Origin of the sequence: Burkholderia sp. Bp9012 (assembly GCF_003853825.1) — a bacterium.
Classification (GTDB): domain Bacteria; phylum Pseudomonadota; class Gammaproteobacteria; order Burkholderiales; family Burkholderiaceae; genus Burkholderia; species Burkholderia diffusa.
This window is the reverse complement of the sequence record NZ_QTQA01000015.1, coordinates 46724-63758: the sequence shown is the minus strand read 5'-3', so window position 1 is coordinate 63758 and position 17035 is coordinate 46724. Positions and strand designations below refer to the sequence as shown.

Annotated in this window: 15 protein-coding genes; 8 read left to right on the top strand and 7 right to left on the bottom strand. The window is 67.2% G+C overall.

Going from position 1 to position 17035, the window contains the following annotated elements; genetic code table 11:
• Positions 1 to 200 precede the first annotated feature (200 nt).
• The 3 genes from mctP to DIE11_RS20905 all read right to left on the bottom strand — a co-directional run bounded on the left by mctP (position 201) and on the right by DIE11_RS20905 (position 3107).
• Positions 201 to 1751 (bottom strand): monocarboxylate uptake permease MctP, encoded by a 1551-nt coding sequence (gene mctP / locus DIE11_RS20915; protein WP_059600361.1) that lies wholly within the window; start codon positions 1749 to 1751, stop codon positions 201 to 203.
• Positions 1748 to 1990 carry a DUF3311 domain-containing protein gene (locus DIE11_RS20910; RefSeq protein WP_059600360.1) on the bottom strand — a complete coding sequence of 81 codons (243 nt, stop codon included), beginning with the start codon at positions 1988 to 1990 and terminating at the stop codon, positions 1748 to 1750. The genes mctP and DIE11_RS20910 overlap by 4 nt, the downstream gene beginning before the upstream one ends.
• 199 nt (positions 1991 to 2189) lie before the next feature.
• Positions 2190 to 3107: a hypothetical protein gene (locus DIE11_RS20905; protein ID WP_059600359.1), complete on the bottom strand. Its 918-nt coding sequence runs from the start codon at positions 3105 to 3107 to the stop codon at positions 2190 to 2192.
• A gap of 138 nt (positions 3108 to 3245) precedes the next feature.
• On the opposite strand from DIE11_RS20905, the gene DIE11_RS20900 reads away from it, so the two are divergent.
• Entirely contained in the window at positions 3246 to 3500 is a 255-nt protein-coding gene (locus DIE11_RS20900; RefSeq protein WP_124626901.1) for a hypothetical protein, read from the top strand.
• Positions 3501 to 3829: 329 nt separating this feature from the next.
• On the opposite strand, the gene DIE11_RS20895 is transcribed toward DIE11_RS20900, so the two are convergent.
• From DIE11_RS20895 to DIE11_RS20880, 4 genes are all read right to left on the bottom strand, one after another.
• Positions 3830 to 4306, bottom strand: a complete 477-nt coding sequence (locus DIE11_RS20895; RefSeq protein ID WP_124626774.1) for a DNA-deoxyinosine glycosylase — start codon at positions 4304 to 4306, stop codon at positions 3830 to 3832.
• On the bottom strand, positions 4306 to 4902 hold the full coding sequence (locus tag DIE11_RS20890) for a chorismate lyase (RefSeq protein WP_124626771.1): 597 nt from the start codon (positions 4900 to 4902) through the stop codon (positions 4306 to 4308). The genes DIE11_RS20895 and DIE11_RS20890 overlap by 1 nt, the downstream gene beginning before the upstream one ends.
• An 8-nt stretch (positions 4903 to 4910) precedes the next feature.
• A complete protein-coding gene (gene htpG / locus DIE11_RS20885) occupies positions 4911 to 6809 on the bottom strand; it encodes a molecular chaperone HtpG (RefSeq protein ID WP_124626769.1) in 1899 nt (632 codons plus the stop codon).
• 159 nt (positions 6810 to 6968) lie between these two features.
• On the bottom strand, positions 6969 to 8429 hold the full coding sequence (locus DIE11_RS20880; RefSeq protein ID WP_059600355.1) for a PLP-dependent aminotransferase family protein: 1461 nt from the start codon (positions 8427 to 8429) through the stop codon (positions 6969 to 6971).
• A 233-nt stretch (positions 8430 to 8662) separates the two neighbouring features.
• Between DIE11_RS20880 and DIE11_RS20870 the strand changes: the two genes are divergently transcribed.
• The 7 genes from DIE11_RS20870 to DIE11_RS20840 all read left to right on the top strand — a co-directional run bounded on the left by DIE11_RS20870 (position 8663) and on the right by DIE11_RS20840 (position 17020).
• Positions 8663 to 9355: a VOC family protein gene (locus DIE11_RS20870; protein WP_124626765.1), complete on the top strand. Its 693-nt coding sequence runs from the start codon at positions 8663 to 8665 to the stop codon at positions 9353 to 9355.
• A 58-nt stretch (positions 9356 to 9413) separates the two neighbouring features.
• Positions 9414 to 10322 carry a DMT family transporter gene (locus tag DIE11_RS20865; protein WP_124626763.1) on the top strand — a complete coding sequence of 303 codons (909 nt, stop codon included), beginning with the start codon at positions 9414 to 9416 and terminating at the stop codon, positions 10320 to 10322.
• Between the two features lie 152 nt (positions 10323 to 10474).
• Positions 10475 to 11656, top strand: coding sequence for a PLP-dependent aminotransferase family protein (locus DIE11_RS20860; RefSeq protein WP_059600352.1), 1182 nt, complete (start codon positions 10475 to 10477; stop codon positions 11654 to 11656).
• A gap of 42 nt (positions 11657 to 11698) precedes the next feature.
• Entirely contained in the window at positions 11699 to 12157 is a 459-nt protein-coding gene (locus tag DIE11_RS20855) for a RidA family protein (RefSeq protein ID WP_034208050.1), read from the top strand.
• A gap of 13 nt (positions 12158 to 12170) precedes the next feature.
• Positions 12171 to 13052 (top strand): PhzF family phenazine biosynthesis protein, encoded by an 882-nt coding sequence (locus tag DIE11_RS20850; RefSeq protein ID WP_124626761.1) that lies wholly within the window; start codon positions 12171 to 12173, stop codon positions 13050 to 13052.
• Positions 13053 to 13269: 217 nt separating this feature from the next.
• A complete protein-coding gene (locus DIE11_RS20845) occupies positions 13270 to 15609 on the top strand; it encodes an EAL domain-containing protein (RefSeq protein ID WP_124626759.1) in 2340 nt (779 codons plus the stop codon).
• A 196-nt stretch (positions 15610 to 15805) separates the two neighbouring features.
• On the top strand, positions 15806 to 17020 hold the full coding sequence (locus DIE11_RS20840) for a chromate transporter (protein ID WP_124626757.1): 1215 nt from the start codon (positions 15806 to 15808) through the stop codon (positions 17018 to 17020).
• Positions 17021 to 17035: the final 15 nt, after the last annotated feature.

Here is a 17035-nt window from a genome sequence, read left to right as displayed (position 1 = left end):
GGACGCAATACTGGCAAACGGGAAGCGCAGCTTCCAATCGGTCTTCCACCGATTTTCGCCGCGGCGCGACTATTCTAGAATCGCTTGGAGATCAACGGAAACGGAAGCACGGCCGCACGGGGCGTTCACGGCGGACCATGCAAAACGCCCGCGATTTGCGTCGCGGGCGCCGTGTCGAAACTGCAACAGCCGGGAGGCGTTCAGCCCTCGGCGACGTCGAGGTAATCCTCCGGCCGCGTGCGGTCCTCCGCGTGCGCCATGCCCATCATGCGCACCAGCACGCTCACCGCCACCGACACCACCAGGTTCACGACCAGCGACCACACGGCCGCGTAGCCGGGAATCGCGAGACCGAACAGGTGGATCGTGAAGATCGAGCTGGCCAGCTTCAGCGAAATCGCCATCCACGTGCCGCACACGATGCCTGCCGCCCAGCCGGCCAGCAGGCCGCGATGGTCGAGCACGCGCGTGTACAGGCCGAGCACGATCGCCGGCAGCGTCTGGATGATCCAGATCCCACCGAGCAGCTGCAACTGGATCGCGTACGTCAACGGCAGCCCGAGGATGAACGCGACCGCGCCGACCTTCACGATCAGCGACACGAGTTTCGCGACGTGCGTCTCCTGATCGTGCGTCATGTTGCGGTTCACGAACTCGCGGTGGATGTTGCGCGTGTACAGGTTCGCGGCCGCGATCGACATGATCGCCGCCGGCACCAGCGCGCCGATGCCGATCGCCGCGAACGCGACGCCGACGAACCACGACGGGAAATACTCGAGGAACAGCGCGGGCACCGCGAAGTTCGGGCCGAACGCCTTGAAGTACGGCGCGTACTGCGGCATGTCCTTCACGCCCGCCGCGAGCGCCATGTAGCCGAGCAGCGCGAGCAGGCCGAGCACGAACGAGTACGCGGGCAGCATCGCCATGTTGCGGCGGATCGAGTTGCCCGACGCCGACGACAGGATCGCCGTGACCGAGTGCGGATACAGGAACAGCGCGAGCGCGGAGCCGATCGCGAGCGTCGCATACGCGCTGTAGCCGTTCAGGCTCGTCGCATCGGGCGCTTTCAGCAGCAGCTTCGCCGGCGGCACCGACGCGAAGATGTGGCTGAAGCCGCCGAGCTTCGCGGGGATCACGATGACCGCCGCCGCGATCGTGATGTAGATCAGGATGTCCTTCACGATCGCGATCATCGCGGGCGCGCGCAGCCCCGACGTGTAGGTGTATGCGGCGAGAATCGCGAACGCGATGATGAGCGGCAGGTCGCCGACGAAGCCGGTCGTGTCGAAACCCAGCGCGCCGATCACGACTTCGATGCCGACGAGCTGCAGCGCGATGTACGGCATCGTCGCGAGGATGCCCGTCACCGCGATCGCGAGCGCGAGCATCCGGCTGCCGTAACGCGCGTTGACGAAGTCGGCGGCCGTCACGTAGCCGTGCCGCTTCGCGATGCTCCACAGCTTCGGAAACACGACGAACGCGAACGGGTAGATCAGGATCGTGTACGGCAACGCGAAGAAGCCCATCGCGCCGGCGCCGAACACGAGCGCGGGCACCGCGACGAACGTGTAGGCCGTGTAGAGGTCGCCGCCGAGCAGGAACCACGTGACGATCGTACCGAAGCGGCGGCCGCCGAGCCCCCATTCGTCGAGGTGGGCGAGATCGCCGCGCCGCCAGTTCGCGGCGAGAAAACCGAGTATGGTGACACCGATGAACAGGAGTACGAAGACGAAGGTCGCGCCGAGATTCATCGCGCACCTCCCTGCGTGCCGCCTGCCTTCCATGCGTGCTTGGTCTTGAAATACACGAACGCGGTGATCACCGCGCTAATGAACACCCACAACAACTGGTACCAGTAGAAAAACGGAAAACCCAACCATTGCGGTTCGATCTTGCTGTACGAAGGCACCCAGACCATCGCGATCAGCGGCAGCACCAGCAGCCAGAGCCAGCGCTTGGCGGCCCGATTGGCGTCGGCATCGTGAGCCATGACGTCTCCTCATCTTTCCCGGTTATCGATCTTGTCAAGCGGGTACGGCGGCGAGAGGAGGGGCAAAACGGGTAAGCTGCGGCTCCCCTGGCTTCGCGCCAGTATAGGAGCCGCGAGCGAGCGGTCAAGCAGGGGCGAACCCGAGGTGATCCGCCCCCCAGTCAAGCGGTTGCACCGGCATGCGACCGGTGCATGAGCGTCAGATCGCGAACGAGGATTCGCGTGCGCCGGTCGTTTCTTTCAAAGCTTTCACCCACTTGCGCGCGGGGAGCTTCAGCGTGTCCTCGATCAGCTTCGCGCGCGCTTCCAGCTGCGCGAACGACACGTCGAGCGCGGGGCCCGAGAACGCGATCGCGATCCGGTTGCCGTCGTGCACTTCCGGCAGCGCGATCACGCGATGGTCGAACGCCGCGTTCAGGTGCTTCATGTTGCGCACGAAGCTCGGATGGTCGCCGAACAGGTTGATCGTCGCGACGCCCGCGTCGGCGAGGCAGCCGCGCACCGCGCGGTAGAACGCGACGCTGTCGAGCACCGGGCCGCGGGCGGTCGCGTCGTACAGGTCGATCTGCAATGCGCCCGTCGTGCCGCGGTTGGCCGGATCGTTGACGAAATCCCATGCATCGGCTTCATGCACGACGAGGCGTGCGTCATCGGGCGGCAGCGCGAACATCGTGCGCGCCGCGACGATCACGGCCGGGTTCAGTTCGACGGCCTCGACCTTCGCGTGCGGCAGGAAGCGGTGCGAGAACTTGGTGAGCGCGCCGGTGCCGAGCCCGAGCTGGACGATCCGCTCGGGCGTTTCGAGGAACAGCAGCCACGCCATCATCTGCTGCGCGTATTCGAGCTCGATGTGCAGCGGCTTCGAGATCCGCATCGCACCCTGCACCCATTCGGTACCGAAGTGCAGGAAGCGCACGCCGCGCTCTTCGGAGAACGTGACGGGTGCGAAGCGCGGCTTGCGCGGCGCCTCGAGGACGGGCACGTCGTCGTGTTCGTCGATCTCCGGACGGCGCTTCACGCGCGGCGGCTGGAGCTTTTCGGAGCCGTTGTAGGCGGCCGGCTTGCGTTGCTTGAACGCGCGCGCCTCGGCGGACGCGCGCTTGATCAGTCGGGTCATGTGTGAATCTCGCTGGGTGAAGCTGGTTTTAGCGGACGAGAGGATAGCATTGGCGGGGGATGGTGGCCGTGCCGCATGCCCTGCATGACTTCGAATCCGGTTGGCGCTACGCTGCACTCGGTGATCCAGGGAGGACGCATGAACTCGAACGGCAAAAGGATCTGGTTTCCGGCAAAGCGCTACGGATGGGGCTGGGGGTTGCCGGTCGCATGGCAGGGATGGGTCGTGTTGCTGCTGTTCGCGATCGGGATCCTCGCCACCGCGTGGCTCGTGCCGCCGCAACGCTCGCCGCTTGCATACGGCACCTGCGTCGTGGTGTGGGTCGCGCTGCTGATTGCAGTGTGCCTGCTCAAGGGCGAGAAGCCCCGGTGGCGATGGGGCGACGACGAGTGATCGGCGCGACGATATCCGCCGAATCGTCCGATCAACAGGCGTTCGACGGCACGGCATCAGCAAGCCGCTGACCATCGTCATGGCGAACATGGCCCGCCATTGGCTGAGCCATGACGAAGTCGCGGCGATGCTGGTCGGCAAGCGCGTGGATCGTGCGGATTCGCGGCGGCACCTAGGTGACCTGGCAGCTGGAGGACAACGGCATGCTCCATGCGAACAACAGCAAAGGACAGAGCGACAAATGAGATGACGTGCGGGCGTGAAACACGCCCGGCGCGCAAAGCGGATGGCGCGGCGGCGCCCGGCCAGGGCGCTCGGCGCAATCGATCTCAGGAAAGAATCTGCCGCCAGATGGCGAGCTTCTGCTCGAACGACAGCATCGCGTTCGCCGGGCTCGACGAAGGCAGCACGAGCGTGTCGTATCCGCCCTCGCCGATCACCTCCGCAAACCGCCCTGCCGTCTTGCCGTTGAAGCACACGCGCTTGAGCAACGGCGCATGCTCGCGCAACGACGCAAAGTCGTTCGGCTTCGCATTCCGGATAGCAGAATCGAGGCTGCCTTGTCGATGGCACGCATCGAGGACGTCCCAGATGCCGATGCCGTGCGAAAGCACGCGCTCGAGCCGCGCGTCGTACACAAGCTCGTGCAGCCCCGGCTCGCCGAGCACGGCACCGAGCAACCGCCAGAACTGGTTGCGCGGATGCGCGTAGTACTGCGCGGCATCGAGCGACGCCTCGCCCGGAAAGCTGCCGAGGATCATCGTGTGCGTATGCGGCCCGACGACCGGCCCAAAGCCCTGCAGCATCACGCCGCCCCGCGCGGCCCGACGGATCGCGGCCCGTCGCCGTGCGCATCGAGATGGCGCCACAGCGCAGGCAGCATGCACTCGGTGACCATCAACGGCTTGCCGTGCCGCTGGAACACCGAGCGCCGCGCGGCGAACGCATGCGGCGCCCGCGCACCCTGCAACGCATGGCTCGCGAGCGCATACAGTGGATGACCGGCGATCACGCGCCGGCTGACGAGCGTGGAGCGCTCGACTTGCGGATCGCTGTACAGGAGCTCCGCGAGTGGCCGCGTGCGCAACCGCCGCATCGCCTGCCACACGCCCTTGCTGGCCGCGAGCGGCGCGATGCTGTGCGCGACGACGTACGGCATGCCGTCGACCGACAGGATCACCTCGCGCACCCACATCGGCGCACGCGGCGCACTGTCGAGCGCGTCCGGTTCGTCGAACCACGCGCAGTCGACGGCCTCGCGCGTCACGCGCACGCTCACACCGCCGAGCCGCGCCAGATGCGCGGTCAACGAACCACCGCGCGTCAGCCAGTCGCGCTGGTCGAGCGTGCAGCCGGGCCGGGGCGTTTCGCGCCAGCCCGCCCGTGCGCCGTCGAATCGCATCCGCGCGTTCACGCGGAGCGCGACAGCAGCAGCGCGTTGGTCCGCTTCACGAAGCTCGCCGGATCGTCGAGCATCCCGCCTTCGGCCAGCAACGCCTGATCGAACAGCAGGTGGCACCAGTCGCCGAAGTTGGCGCTGTCGGTGTTCAGCTGCTTCACGAGCGCGTGCTCAGGATTGATCTCGAGAATCGGCTGCATCGCCGGCGCGTTCTGGCCGGCCGCCTTCAGCATCCGCTGCAGGTAACCGCTCATGTCGTTATCGTCCGCGACGAGGCACGACGGCGAATCGGTCAGGCGGAACGTGACGCGCACTTCCTTCACCTTGTCACCGAGCGCTTCCTTCATCTTCTCGACGACCGGCTTGATCGCCTCGCCCGCCTGCTCCTGCGCCTTCTTTTCCTCGTCGTTCAGCTCGCCGAGGTCGAGATCGCCGCGGGCCACGCTCGCGAGCGGCTTGCCGTCGAATTCATGCAGGAACGACAGCATCCATTCGTCGACGCGATCGGTCAGCAGCAGCACCTCGACACCCTTCTTGCGGAACACTTCCAGGTGCGGGCTGTTCTTCGCGGCCTGCCACGTATCGGCAGTCACGTAGTAGATCTTGCTCTGCTCGGGCTTCATGCGCGACACGTAGTCGGCGAGCGACACGTCCTGCGCGTCGGTGTCGCCGTGCGTCGAGGCGAAGCGCAGCAGCTTCGCGATCCGCTCGCGGTTCGCGTGATCCTCGCCCAGACCTTCCTTCAGCACCTGGCCGAACGCGCTCCAGAACGTCTTGTACTTCTCCTTGCCGGCGTCCTCTTCCGCGTTCGCGAGTTCCTCGAGCATCGACAGCGCGCGCTTGGTCACGCCTTCGCGGATCGCCTTCACGTCGCGGCTTTCCTGCAGGATTTCACGCGACACGTTCAGCGGCAGGTCGGCCGAATCGACGACGCCCTTCACGAAGCGCAGGTATTGCGGCAGCAGTTGCTCGGCGTCGTCCATGATGAACACGCGCTTCACGTACAGCTTCAGGCCGCCGCGGTAATCGCGGTTCCACAGGTCGAACGGCGCATGCGCCGGCACGAACAGCAGCTGCGTGTATTCGCTGCGGCCCTCGACGCGGTTGTGCGTCCACGTGAGCGGATCCTGGTGGTCGTGCGCGATATGCTGGTAGAACTGCGTGTACTGCTCGTCGGTGACGTCGCTCTTCGAACGCGTCCAGAGCGCGCTCGCCTGGTTGACGGTCTCGTCCTCGTCCTTCAGGACCATCTCGCCCTTTTCCTGATCCCACTCTTCCTTCTGCATCAGGATCGGCAGCGCGATGTGATCGGAATACTTCTGGATGATCGACTTCAAGCGGTGCGACGACAGCAGTTCGTCCTCGCCTTCGCGCAGGTGCAGCGTGATCGTCGTGCCGCGTTGCGCGCGCTCGATCGCGTCGATCGTGAAATCGCCCTCGCCCGCGCTTTCCCAGCGCACGGCTTCGTTCGCCGGCAGGCCCGCGCGGCGCGTCTCGACGGTGATCTTGTCCGCGACGATGAAGCCCGAGTAGAAGCCGACGCCGAACTGGCCGATCAGCGCTGCGTCCTTCTGCTGGTCACCGGACAGCTTCGTGAAGAATTCCTTGGTGCCCGAACGCGCGATCGTGCCGAGGTTCGCGATCGCCTCGTCGCGGCTCATGCCGATGCCGTTGTCGTCGATCGTGATCGTGCGCGCGGCCTTGTCGTAGCCGATGCGGATGCGCAGGTTCGGATCGTTCTCGTACAGCGCGTTGTCCGCGAGCCCTTCGAAACGCAGCTTGTCGGCCGCGTCGGACGCGTTCGACACCAGTTCGCGCAGGAAGATTTCCTTGTTGCTGTAGAGCGAATGAATCATCAGGTGGAGGAGTTGCTTGACCTCTGCCTGAAAGCTCATCGTTTCGTGTGCCATGGATGCTGTTTCCTCTTACATGAACTTGAATGGTGTGGCGCGGGCGGCCGGCGCGCGATGCCGGCGGGCCCGTCAAGGACGACCGCCTGGCGCAAGCGGTTCGCGCGGGTATCTGGGGACGGGCGAGCGGATTTCAAGGGGCGGCCTGCCGCCCCCCCGTCACGACGCGCGCCGCGCCGCCGCTTCGATATAGCGCGCGAGAAACCCCGGCAGTGCCGGATCGCCGCAGTTCGCGACGTTGAAGCGCGTCCAGGTCGACGACGACTGCTGCGGCGAGAACAGGCTCCCCGGCGTCAGCAGGAACCCTTCCTCGTGCGCGGCGGCCGCGAGCGCGTCCGAATCGACGCCCGTGTCGGCCCACAGGAACATCCCCGCCGCCGGCATCGTGAAGAGCCGCAACCCGGTACGCTCGAGCATCCGCGCGGTCTTGTCGCGCACGCCGTCGAGCCGCGCGCGCAGCCGCTCGACGTGGCGCCGGTAATGCCCTTCGGTCAGGATCTTGTACAAGACGCGCTCGTTGAGCTCCGGCGTCGTCATGCCGACCAGCATTTTCTGGTCGGTGACCGCCTTCGCGATCTCCGGTGCGCAGGCGACATAGCCGACCCGCAAATTCGCCGCGAGCGTCTTCGAATAGCTGCCCAGGTAGATCACGCGCTTCAGCTGGTCGAGACTCGCGAGCCGCGTGGCCGGATAGCTCGGCGGGCACAGGTCGCCGTACACGTCGTCCTCGACGACGAGGAAGTCGTACGCCTCCGCGAGCTTCAGGATCCGGAACGCCTGCGCGGCCGACAGCGACGTGCCGGTCGGGTTCTGCAGCACCGAATTGATCACGAGCATCTTCGGCCGCCACATCTGCACGAGCGTTTCCAGCGCGTCGAGGTCGGGGCCGTCGGGCGTATAGGGCATGCCGACCAGCTGCGCGCCCTGCGACGCGAAGCGGCCGAACATCTGGAACCACGCGGGATCGCCGACGATCACCGCATCGCCGGGCCGCACGTAGATCCGCGAGATCAGGTCGATCGCCTGCGTGATGCCCGACACCAGCACGAGCTGCTCGGGCTTCGCGCCGATCTCGACTTCCGCGAGCCGCGTCTGCAATTGCTGGCGCAGCGGCAGGAAGCCCTGCGCGGTGCCGAAACCGAGCATCTGCGCGCCGGACTGGCGCCCGAGCGCGCGCAGCGCGCCGGTGATCAGCTCGCCGTCGAGCCAGCGGCCCGGCAAGTAGCCGAGACCCGGCCCTTTTTCCGGACTGACGGTGTGCAGCATGTTGCGCAGCAGCCAGACGACGTCGATCGTGTTGTGCACGGGCGCGGCCTCGGCCACGCGCACCACGTTGTCGGCCGGCTGCGGGCCGGTGGCCGTGCGCTCGCGCACGTAGAAACCCGAGCCGCGCCGCGAGTCGAGGTAGCCCTGCGCGACGAGCCGTTCGTACGCCTCCACCACGGTAAAGCGCGACACGCTCTTGTCGAGCGCGAGCTTGCGGATCGACGGCATCCGCATGCCGGGCCGGAACACGCGTTCGTCGATTCGGCGCCGCGCCCATTGGACGAGCTGGTCGACGAGCGTGAGCGTGGCCGTATCGTGCGGCGCGGGAATCTGGGCGAGTGGGACGGTGGACATGGGTGGTGGCTGCTCCAACTGTACCGAAGGCTATCGCGCCGATTGTACCGTTACTGTGCCGGTGCCGACGATTACAGTTGGCACGAATGGCGATCGTGCGGCTGCCGTCGCGGCCTTGCCGCACGCGGTGCCGCGCCGCCGGGCCTGCATCGCGGCCCGGGCACCGGCCGGTTCCGCAACCGTCCGGCGCATCGCCCGCCCACCATGACACTTTCGCTTCCCGACCGACGTTCATGCCAGCCCGCTCCCTGACCCTCGACCATCTCGTGATCGCCGCGCGCACGCTCGACGAAGGCGTGCGCCATGTCGCCGCTTCGCTCGGCATCGAGCCGGCCGGCGGCGGCCGCCACCCGCTGATGCGGACCCACAATGCGCTGTTCGGCGCCTGGGGCGGGCTCTACCTCGAAGTGATCGCGATCGACCCCGACGCACCCGCCCCGGACGACGGCGCCACGCCGCCGCGCGCGCGGCTGTTCGCGCTCGACGATCCGGCGATGCACGCACGGCTCGCGCAGGGCCCGTTTCTCGCTCACTGGGTCGCGCGCGTCGACCGCCCGCGCCAGCTCGCGATGTGGCAAAGCCAGTACCCGGCGCGCATCGCGCCGGTCGTCGCGATGCGGCGCGGCGACCTGAGCTGGGGTCTCACGGTGCCCGACGACGGCGCGTTTCCCGCGTGGCAAGGCGTCGGCGACGGCCTCGTGCCATCGCTGATCCAGTGGGACAGCCCGCGCCATCCGGCCGAATCACTGCCGAACGACGGCGTCGCACTGAAAGCGCTCAAGGGCATCCACCCGCATGCGGACGTCATCCGCGAGCAGCTCGACTGGCTCGGCGCCGGCCATCTGCTCGACCTCGACACCGGCGACGGCCCGCCGGCGCTCGTCGCCGAATTCGACACGCCGCAGGGCGCACGCACGCTGCGCTGAACGCCCCTGCCGCCCCCCCCCGATTACACGAACCCCGCATTACGGAGACACCCATTTCATGAATTCGCGCGAAACCCGGGGCATGCTGCTCGGCCTCATCGGCGTGATGATCTTCAGCCTGACGCTGCCGATGACGCGTATCGTCGTCTCCGAACTCAACCCGCTGCTGAACGGGCTCGGCCGCGCGCTCGCCGCGTCGGTGCCGGCCGGCCTGCTGCTGTGGTGGCGCCGCGAACGGCTGCCGACCCGCGCGCAGCTGAAAAGCCTCGCAGTCGTGTCGGCCGGCGTGATCATCGCGTATCCGGTGTTCTCCGCCTGGGCGATGAAAACCGTGCCGGCCTCGCACGGCGCGGTCGTCAACGGGCTGCAGCCGCTGTTCGTCGCGCTGTACGCGGCGTGGCTGTCGCACGAGCGGCCGTCGAAGGCGTTCTGGGCCAGCGCGCTGGCGGGCAGCGCGCTCGTGATCGCGTTCGCGCTGCGTGACGGCGGCGGCACGGTGCAGGCCGGCGACGCACTGATGCTCGTCGCGGTCGGCATCGGCGCGCTCGGCTACGCGGAAGGCGCGCGCCTCGCGCGCCAGATCGGCGGCTGGCAGGTGATCTGCTGGGCGCTCGTCGTGTCCGCGCCGTTCCTGGTGCTGCCGGTCGGCTGGCTCGCGTGGACGCAGCACGTCGCGCACCCTGCCCCGCTCGCGTTGCGCACGTGGCTTGCATTCGGCTACGTGACCCTTTTTTCGCAATTCATCGGCTTTTTCGCGTGGTACGCCGGGCTCGCCATGGGCGGCATCGCGCGGGTCGGCCAGGTGCAGCTGCTGCAGATCTTCTTCACGATCGCCTTTTCCGCGCTGCTGTTCGGCGAGACGGTGACGCCGTCGACCTGGCTGTTCGCGGCCGCCGTGATCGCGACCGTGATGCTGGGCCGGCGCTCGGCGGTGGCCACGGCCCCGCGCGCCGCTCGCGCCGGTTGATGAGGTGCGCCATAATGTTCGTTTTGCCTGAACGGTTTTGCCCACCCGGCCGCGACGGCCCGATCGCGCTCCCGCGCGCCCACCCGGCCGCGTCGACGCGATCAGCCCGATCGACCTTTCTTGACTGACCACGATATCCGAACGAGGAGACTATGAATCCGAGCGACCTGCATCCGCCGCACTGGCAGCTTTCCGAACGCGCCCGCAAGCTGACGAGCTCTGCGATCCGCGAGATCCTGAAGGTCACGGAACGCCCCGAGGTCATCTCGTTCGCAGGCGGCCTGCCCGCTCCCGCGACGTTCCCGGCCGAACGCATGCGCGCCGCGGCCGACCGCGTGCTGCGCGATGCGCCCGCCGCCGCACTCCAGTACAGCGCAACCGAAGGCTACCTGCCGCTGCGCGAATGGATCGCCGAGCGCTACAGCGTGCGCGTGTCGCAGGTGCTGATCACGACCGGCTCGCAGCAGGCGCTCGACCTGCTCGGCAAGGCGCTGATCGATCCGGACAGCCCGATCCTCGTCGAAACCCCGACCTACCTCGGCGCGCTGCAGTCGTTCTCGCTGTACGAGCCGCGCTACGTGCAGGTGCCGACCGACGAGCTGGGCCTGCTGCCCGAAGGCCTCACGCCCGACCTGACGCAAGGTGCGCGCCTGCTGTACGCGCAGCCGAACTTCCAGAACCCGACCGGCCGCCGCCTGCCCGTCGAGCGCCGTCGCGCGCTCGCCGCGTTCGCGCAGTCGAGCCCGTTCCCGGTGCTGGAAGACGACCCGTACGGCGCACTGAACTACCAGGGCGAACCGCTGCCGACGATGCTGTCGATGGCGCCCGACCATATCGTGCACCTCGGCACGTTCTCGAAGGTGCTCGCGCCGGGCCTGCGGATCGGCTACATCATTGCCCCGGAGGAACTCCACTTCAAGCTCGTGCAGGCCAAGCAGGCCACCGACCTGCACACGCCGACGCTCACGCAGCGCATCGCGCACGAAGTGATCAAGGACGGCTTCCTCGACGAACACATCCCGACGATCCGCCAGCTGTACGGCGCGCAATGCGAGGCGATGCTCGCGTCGCTCGCGCGCCACATGCCAGAAGGCGTCACGTGGAACCGTCCGGACGGCGGCATGTTCATCTGGGTCAACCTGCCCGCGCAGATCGACAGCATGAAGCTGCTCGAGGCCGCGGTCGCCAACCACGTCGCCTTCGTGCCGGGTGCGCCGTTCTTCGCGAACGACCCGCAGCAGAACACGCTGCGCCTGTCGTTCGTAACGGTGCCGCCGGAGAAGATCGAGGAAGGCGTCGCGCGCCTCGGCAAGCTGCTGCGCGAGCGTCTCTGATCCCCTTTTTCCTGTCACGACTCTCAACGAGGAATCGAACACATGGCTAACGTCTACGACAAACTGAAGTCGCTCGGCATCGAACTCCCGACCGCCGGCGCACCCGCCGCCGCCTACGTGATGAGCGCGCAAAGCGGCAACACGGTCTACCTGTCGGGCCACATCGCGAAGAAGGACGGCAAGGTCTGGGCCGGCAAGCTCGGCGCGGATCTGCAGACGGAAGACGGCAAGGCGGCCGCACGCTCGATCGCGATCGACCTGCTCGCGACGCTGCACGCGCACACGGGCGACCTGAACAAGGTCACGCGCATCGTGAAGCTGATGAGCCTCGTCAACTCGACGCTCGACTTCACCGAACAGCACATCGTGACGAACGGTGCGTCGGAACTGATCGCCGAAGTGTTCGGCGACGCAGGCAAGCACGCGCGTTCGGCGTTCGGCGTCGCGCAGATTCCGCTCGGCGCGTGCGTCGAGATCGAACTGATCGCCGAAGTCGCGTAACGGGCGCATCAATATGACCGGTCGTCTCGTCCGCTTCAAGCAGGTCGACGTCTTCACGTCGGTGCCGTTCAAGGGCAACCCGCTCGCCGTCGTGTTCGACGCCGATTCGCTCGGCGACGACGCCATGCTCGAGATCGCCCGCTGGACGAACCTGTCGGAAACGACGTTCGTCTGCACGCCGACCGATCCGGACGCCGACTACCGCGTGCGGATCTTCACGACGGCCGGTGAACTGCCGTTCGCCGGCCACCCGACGCTCGGCACCGCACATGCGTTCCTGGAAAGCGGCGCGCGGCCACGCACGCCGGGCCGGCTGATCCAGCAGTGCGGGGTCGGCCGGGTCGCGCTGCGCGAGCAGGCCGGCGGCTGGGCGTTCGCCGCGCCGCCTGCCCGCGTCACGCCGCTCGACCGTTCGGACTACGCGGCGCTGGCTGCCGCGTTGCGCAGTGACGCGATCGACCTGGATGCCGAGCCGTGTGCGGTGGACAACGGCGCGCCGTGGCTGGTCGTGCGACTGAAGTCGGCCGACGCGTGCGTCGGCCTGTCGCCCGATCCGGCCGCGCTGGAGGCACTCACGCGCCGCTATGGCGTGGACGGCCTCGCCGTCTACGCGCCGCATGCCGAAGGCGGCCCCGCGACATTCGAAATCCGCTGCCTGATGACGGGCGGCAACTTCGGCTTCGGCGAGGACCCGGTCACCGGCAGCGCCAACGCCGCGCTGGCCGGGTTGCTGACGCGGCAGGAGCGCCGCCCCGGCCAGTCGTATACGGCCCGCCAGGGTACGGCGATCGGCCGCGACGGCCGCATCTCCGTCAGTTATGACGAAGACGGCACCACGTGGATCGGCGGCCACGTCGTCACGGTCGTCGACGGCACCTTCCGGTCTCCTGTTTAACATTTCGCGATGTGCGATGGCGCCGGCCCGTCCGGCGCCCCTACGATTCGCCCAACTATCGCAAAAGCGTTCCAGCCAGTAATATCGGGCCTAATCCGTTGTTTCGGAGGTCTGTCCATGGTTGCGTGTCCCGCGAACGAACAGACGTCGGGACAACCCGAACCATAGCCAGCCATCCAGACGGATGACGCATGCGAGCAGGACGCCGCCCTCTCAGATGAGCTCCGCCCGGTCAAACCACACGCCGCCGACCCGACCGCTGCGCGCGCCGCGCAAGTCGCGCCGGCGCGCGCTGTTCGCGATCCCGCTGCTCGGGATGCTGGCGCTTGCGCTGCTGTGGGCGGTGATCGTCGCGCGGCTGTCGGTCGAAAAGGACAGCGCGTACAAGGAAGCGGCGGCCTCGGCGGCGATCCTGTCGTCGGCGCTCGAACAGCACACGGTCAAGGCGATCCACCAGGTCGACCAGATCACCCGCTTCGTCAAGTTCGAATTCGAGAAATCGCCCGCGCGCTTCAACCTCGCGAGCGCGGTCGAAAAAGGCGTCGTGCCGAGCGACACGCTGATCCAGGTTTCGCTCGTCAACGCGAAGGGCATCCTGTTCGCGAACACGGCCGAACTCCATCCGAAGCCGATCAACCTGGCCGACCGCGAGCACTTCAAGGTCCACCTCGCACACAACGACGACCGCCTGTACATCAGCAAGCCCGTGCTCGGCCGCGTGTCGAGCCACTGGACGCTGCAGATGACGCGGCGCCTGAACAATCCGGACGGCAGCTTCGCGGGCATCGTCGTGGTGTCGGAAGACCCGAGCTACTTCACGAACGATTTCTACAACAACGCGGCGATCGGCAAGGAAGGCGTGATCGCCGTGGTGTCCGACACGGGCGCCGTGCTCGCGCGGCGCACCGGCTCGCTCAACAACGCACCCGGCGCGTTCTCCGCATCGGGCGTCTACCCGATCTCCGAGCGCGTGACGGGCACGATCATCGACCCGATCGACGGCGTGACGCGCATCGTGTCGTACCGCCACCTCGACGGCTACCCGCTCGCGGTGATGGTCGGGCTGTCGCAGTCCGAAGAATTCGCGGACTACTACCACACGCGCAACGTCTATCTGCTGATGACGAGCTTCATCACGCTCGCGATGCTCGCGTTCTTCGGCGTCGCGACGGGGCTGATCGGCAAGCTGCTCGGCCGCGAGCGCGAGATGACCCAGCTCGCCGAATACGACCTCCTCACCGGCCTCGCGAACCGCTACGCGACGCTGCGCGGGCTGCGCAACGACGTGTCGATGCCGGCCAGCCTGTCGCGGCTGGGCCTGCTGTTCATCGACCTCGACAACTTCAAGACCGTCAATGACACCCTCGGCCACAACGCCGGCGACATCGTGCTGCAGATGACCGCGTCGCGCCTGTCGGATGCCGTCGGCGACGAGGGGTCGCTTGCACGGATCGGCGGCGACGAGTTCGTCGTCGTGATGAAGGGCGACGACGTCGAACGGCGCGCGGTGCGGCTCGCGGAAGCGATCATCCGGATGTTCGCCGAGTCGTTCGACGTGCGCGGCAGTTCGTTCGTGCTGCACGCGAGCATCGGCATCGCGCTGCACACCGTCGCGAACGAAAGCGAGATCGACCTGCTGAAGAAGGCCGATCTCGCGATGTACAGCGCGAAGGACGCGGGCAAGAACTGCTACCAGTTCTACGCGCCGCACCTGTCGCATCGCGCGGACCACCTGATGCGCTGGGAACAGCAATTGCGCGTCGCGCTCGCCGAGGGGCAACTGTTCCTCGCTTACCAGCCGAAGATCGACCTGACGCACCGCACGATCACCGGCTTCGAGGCGCTCGCGCGCTGGGATCACCCCGAGCACGGGATCATCTCCGCGAACGAATTCATTTCGATTGCCGAATCGACGGGCCTGATCGTGCCCATCGGCGACTTCGTGATCCGCACCGCGTGCGAACAGATCGCGCGCTGGCGCGACGATGGCCACGACACGCTGACGCTCGCGGTCAACATCTCGCCGGTGCAGTTCTGGCGCGGCGACCTGATCGAGACGATTTCGCAGGCGCTGCAGGACACCGGCATCGAGGCGAACCGGCTCGAAATCGAGATCACCGAAACCGCGATGATGGAATATCCGGAGCTCGTCTCGGAGAAGATCGTCGCGTTGAAGAAGCTCGGCATCCGGGTCGCGCTCGACGATTTCGGTACCGGGTATTCGTCGCTGTCGTACCTGCACCGCTTCTCCGTCGATACGCTGAAGGTCGACCGCTCGTTCGTGCAGGCGATCCCGAACGATCGCAGCGTGTGCGTGATGGTGTCGTCGATCGTGCATCTTGCGCGCTCGCTCGGCCTGACGGTCGTCGTCGAGGGCACCGAAACCGAGGAGCAGATCGCATGGCTGTCCGCGCTCGGCGAGATCGAGGCGCAGGGCTTCCTGTTCTCGCGCCCCGTGCCGGCCGACGCGGTCCCCGCGCTGATCGCACGCTTCGGCGTGCGCGGCGACCTGCCGAACGTCCTCACGCACCGCGCGACCGGCAGCACGGGCGCCTGAGTCCGCAGCCCGCGCGGCAATGTTGCGCCGCACACCGATTATTTCGGTTTCCGATCCGGTTGTTTAGTTCATGAACTAGCGTTTTCGCGCATGGCAGTGTCACGATGCGCGGCGGACAATCGGGAGGGCCATCGTGTCGGCGGGCCGCCGGCACGTTTCCACGCGCGAGACCAGGCCCAGCGCCAACAGCACAGTCATGACAACCGTCGAAGTCGAAGCGGCCGAACGTGTCGAACAGGCACAGGCATCCCTTTGGGCCTTGTTCAAGGTCGTGGCCAGCATTTCCGCCGTGTCCTGGGGCGGGCTTTCGATGATGGCGCAGCTCGAACGCCACTACGTCGACCGGTTGCAGCGCATCGAGCCGCACGTGTTCGCCGATCTCGTCGCCCTGGCATGGCTCGTGCCAGGCCCCGTCGGCTGCAATGTCGCGGTGCAGGTCGGCCAGACGCTGCACGGCCGCACCGGCGCATGGATCGCCGGCATCGCGAGCGTGCTGCCGTTCTCCTTGCTGATGACGCTGTTCGCGATCTTCTACCGCACGCCGATCGTGCGCTCGCTTGCCGCGCCGATGCTGATCAATCACTTCGGGATGGTGCTCGCCGCGCTGATCGGCGTCACGTGGGTCAAGCAGTTGCGCACGCTCGCGAGCACACGGCTCGAACAGGCAATCGCCGCGCTATCGACGATTCTGCTCGCTTTCGCGCATAGTCCGGCCGCCTTCGTCGGGATTCTCTTCGCTGCGTTTGCAGCCGGCTGGCTGACCGGGCCGCCGCAACACGCATCGGTCGACTTCACGCTGTCGAAACGCGACCGCAACCTGCTCGTGCTGCTCGCCGCGCTCGTCGCGCTGTTCGCGCTGCCGCTGCCCGGCGACTACCAGGAGACGCTGCTGTGGCCGCGGCTCGCCGGCGCCGGCATGACGCTGTTCGGCGGCGGCTTCTCCGCGCTGCCCGTGCTCAAGACGCTGTTCGTGTCGCCGGCCACCGGCATCTCCGATCACGACTTCACGCTCGCGTTCGCGCTGTCGCCGGTGTCGCCCGGCCCGCTGCTGAACGTCGTGCCGTTCCTCGGCTACCTGACCGACGGCTGGACCGGCGCGCTGCTCGCGACCGCCGCACTGTTCATTCCGTCGGGGTGTCTCGTCGCGTTCGCGCAGAACCATCTGCTCCGGCTCAAGCGCCATTCGCGCTTCGAGCACGGGATGCGCCTGCTGCGCGCGGCAACGACGGGTTTTCTCGTCGTCGCCGTCGTGAGGATCCTCCACCGCGAACCGGCCGATCCCGTCTACTGGCTCACGGGCGCGTTTGCGACGCTGTGCTTCACGCGCTTCAAGGTGCCCGTGTACGCCGTCTATGGTGCGGTCGCGATCGTGTGCGGCGCGTGGCTGTTATGGGCCGCCATCGCGCACTGACGGCACACCCTCCAC

Coding starts and splice junctions, on each gene's coding strand:
- DIE11_RS20845 (WP_124626759.1), top strand. CDS start 13,270: ATGAGCTCCGCCCGGTCAAACCACACGCCGCCGACCCGACCGCTGCGC.
- mctP (WP_059600361.1), bottom strand. CDS start 1,751: ATGAATCTCGGCGCGACCTTCGTCTTCGTACTCCTGTTCATCGGTGTC.
- DIE11_RS20855 (WP_034208050.1), top strand. CDS start 11,699: ATGGCTAACGTCTACGACAAACTGAAGTCGCTCGGCATCGAACTCCCG.
- DIE11_RS20860 (WP_059600352.1), top strand. CDS start 10,475: ATGAATCCGAGCGACCTGCATCCGCCGCACTGGCAGCTTTCCGAACGC.
- DIE11_RS20890 (WP_124626771.1), bottom strand. CDS start 4,902: ATGCGATTCGACGGCGCACGGGCGGGCTGGCGCGAAACGCCCCGGCCC.
- DIE11_RS20850 (WP_124626761.1), top strand. CDS start 12,171: ATGACCGGTCGTCTCGTCCGCTTCAAGCAGGTCGACGTCTTCACGTCG.
- DIE11_RS20870 (WP_124626765.1), top strand. CDS start 8,663: ATGCCAGCCCGCTCCCTGACCCTCGACCATCTCGTGATCGCCGCGCGC.
- DIE11_RS20900 (WP_124626901.1), top strand. CDS start 3,246: ATGAACTCGAACGGCAAAAGGATCTGGTTTCCGGCAAAGCGCTACGGA.
- DIE11_RS20840 (WP_124626757.1), top strand. CDS start 15,806: ATGACAACCGTCGAAGTCGAAGCGGCCGAACGTGTCGAACAGGCACAG.
- DIE11_RS20880 (WP_059600355.1), bottom strand. CDS start 8,429: ATGTCCACCGTCCCACTCGCCCAGATTCCCGCGCCGCACGATACGGCC.
- DIE11_RS20865 (WP_124626763.1), top strand. CDS start 9,414: ATGAATTCGCGCGAAACCCGGGGCATGCTGCTCGGCCTCATCGGCGTG.
- DIE11_RS20895 (WP_124626774.1), bottom strand. CDS start 4,306: ATGCTGCAGGGCTTTGGGCCGGTCGTCGGGCCGCATACGCACACGATG.
- DIE11_RS20905 (WP_059600359.1), bottom strand. CDS start 3,107: ATGACCCGACTGATCAAGCGCGCGTCCGCCGAGGCGCGCGCGTTCAAG.
- htpG (WP_124626769.1), bottom strand. CDS start 6,809: ATGGCACACGAAACGATGAGCTTTCAGGCAGAGGTCAAGCAACTCCTC.
- DIE11_RS20910 (WP_059600360.1), bottom strand. CDS start 1,990: ATGGCTCACGATGCCGACGCCAATCGGGCCGCCAAGCGCTGGCTCTGG.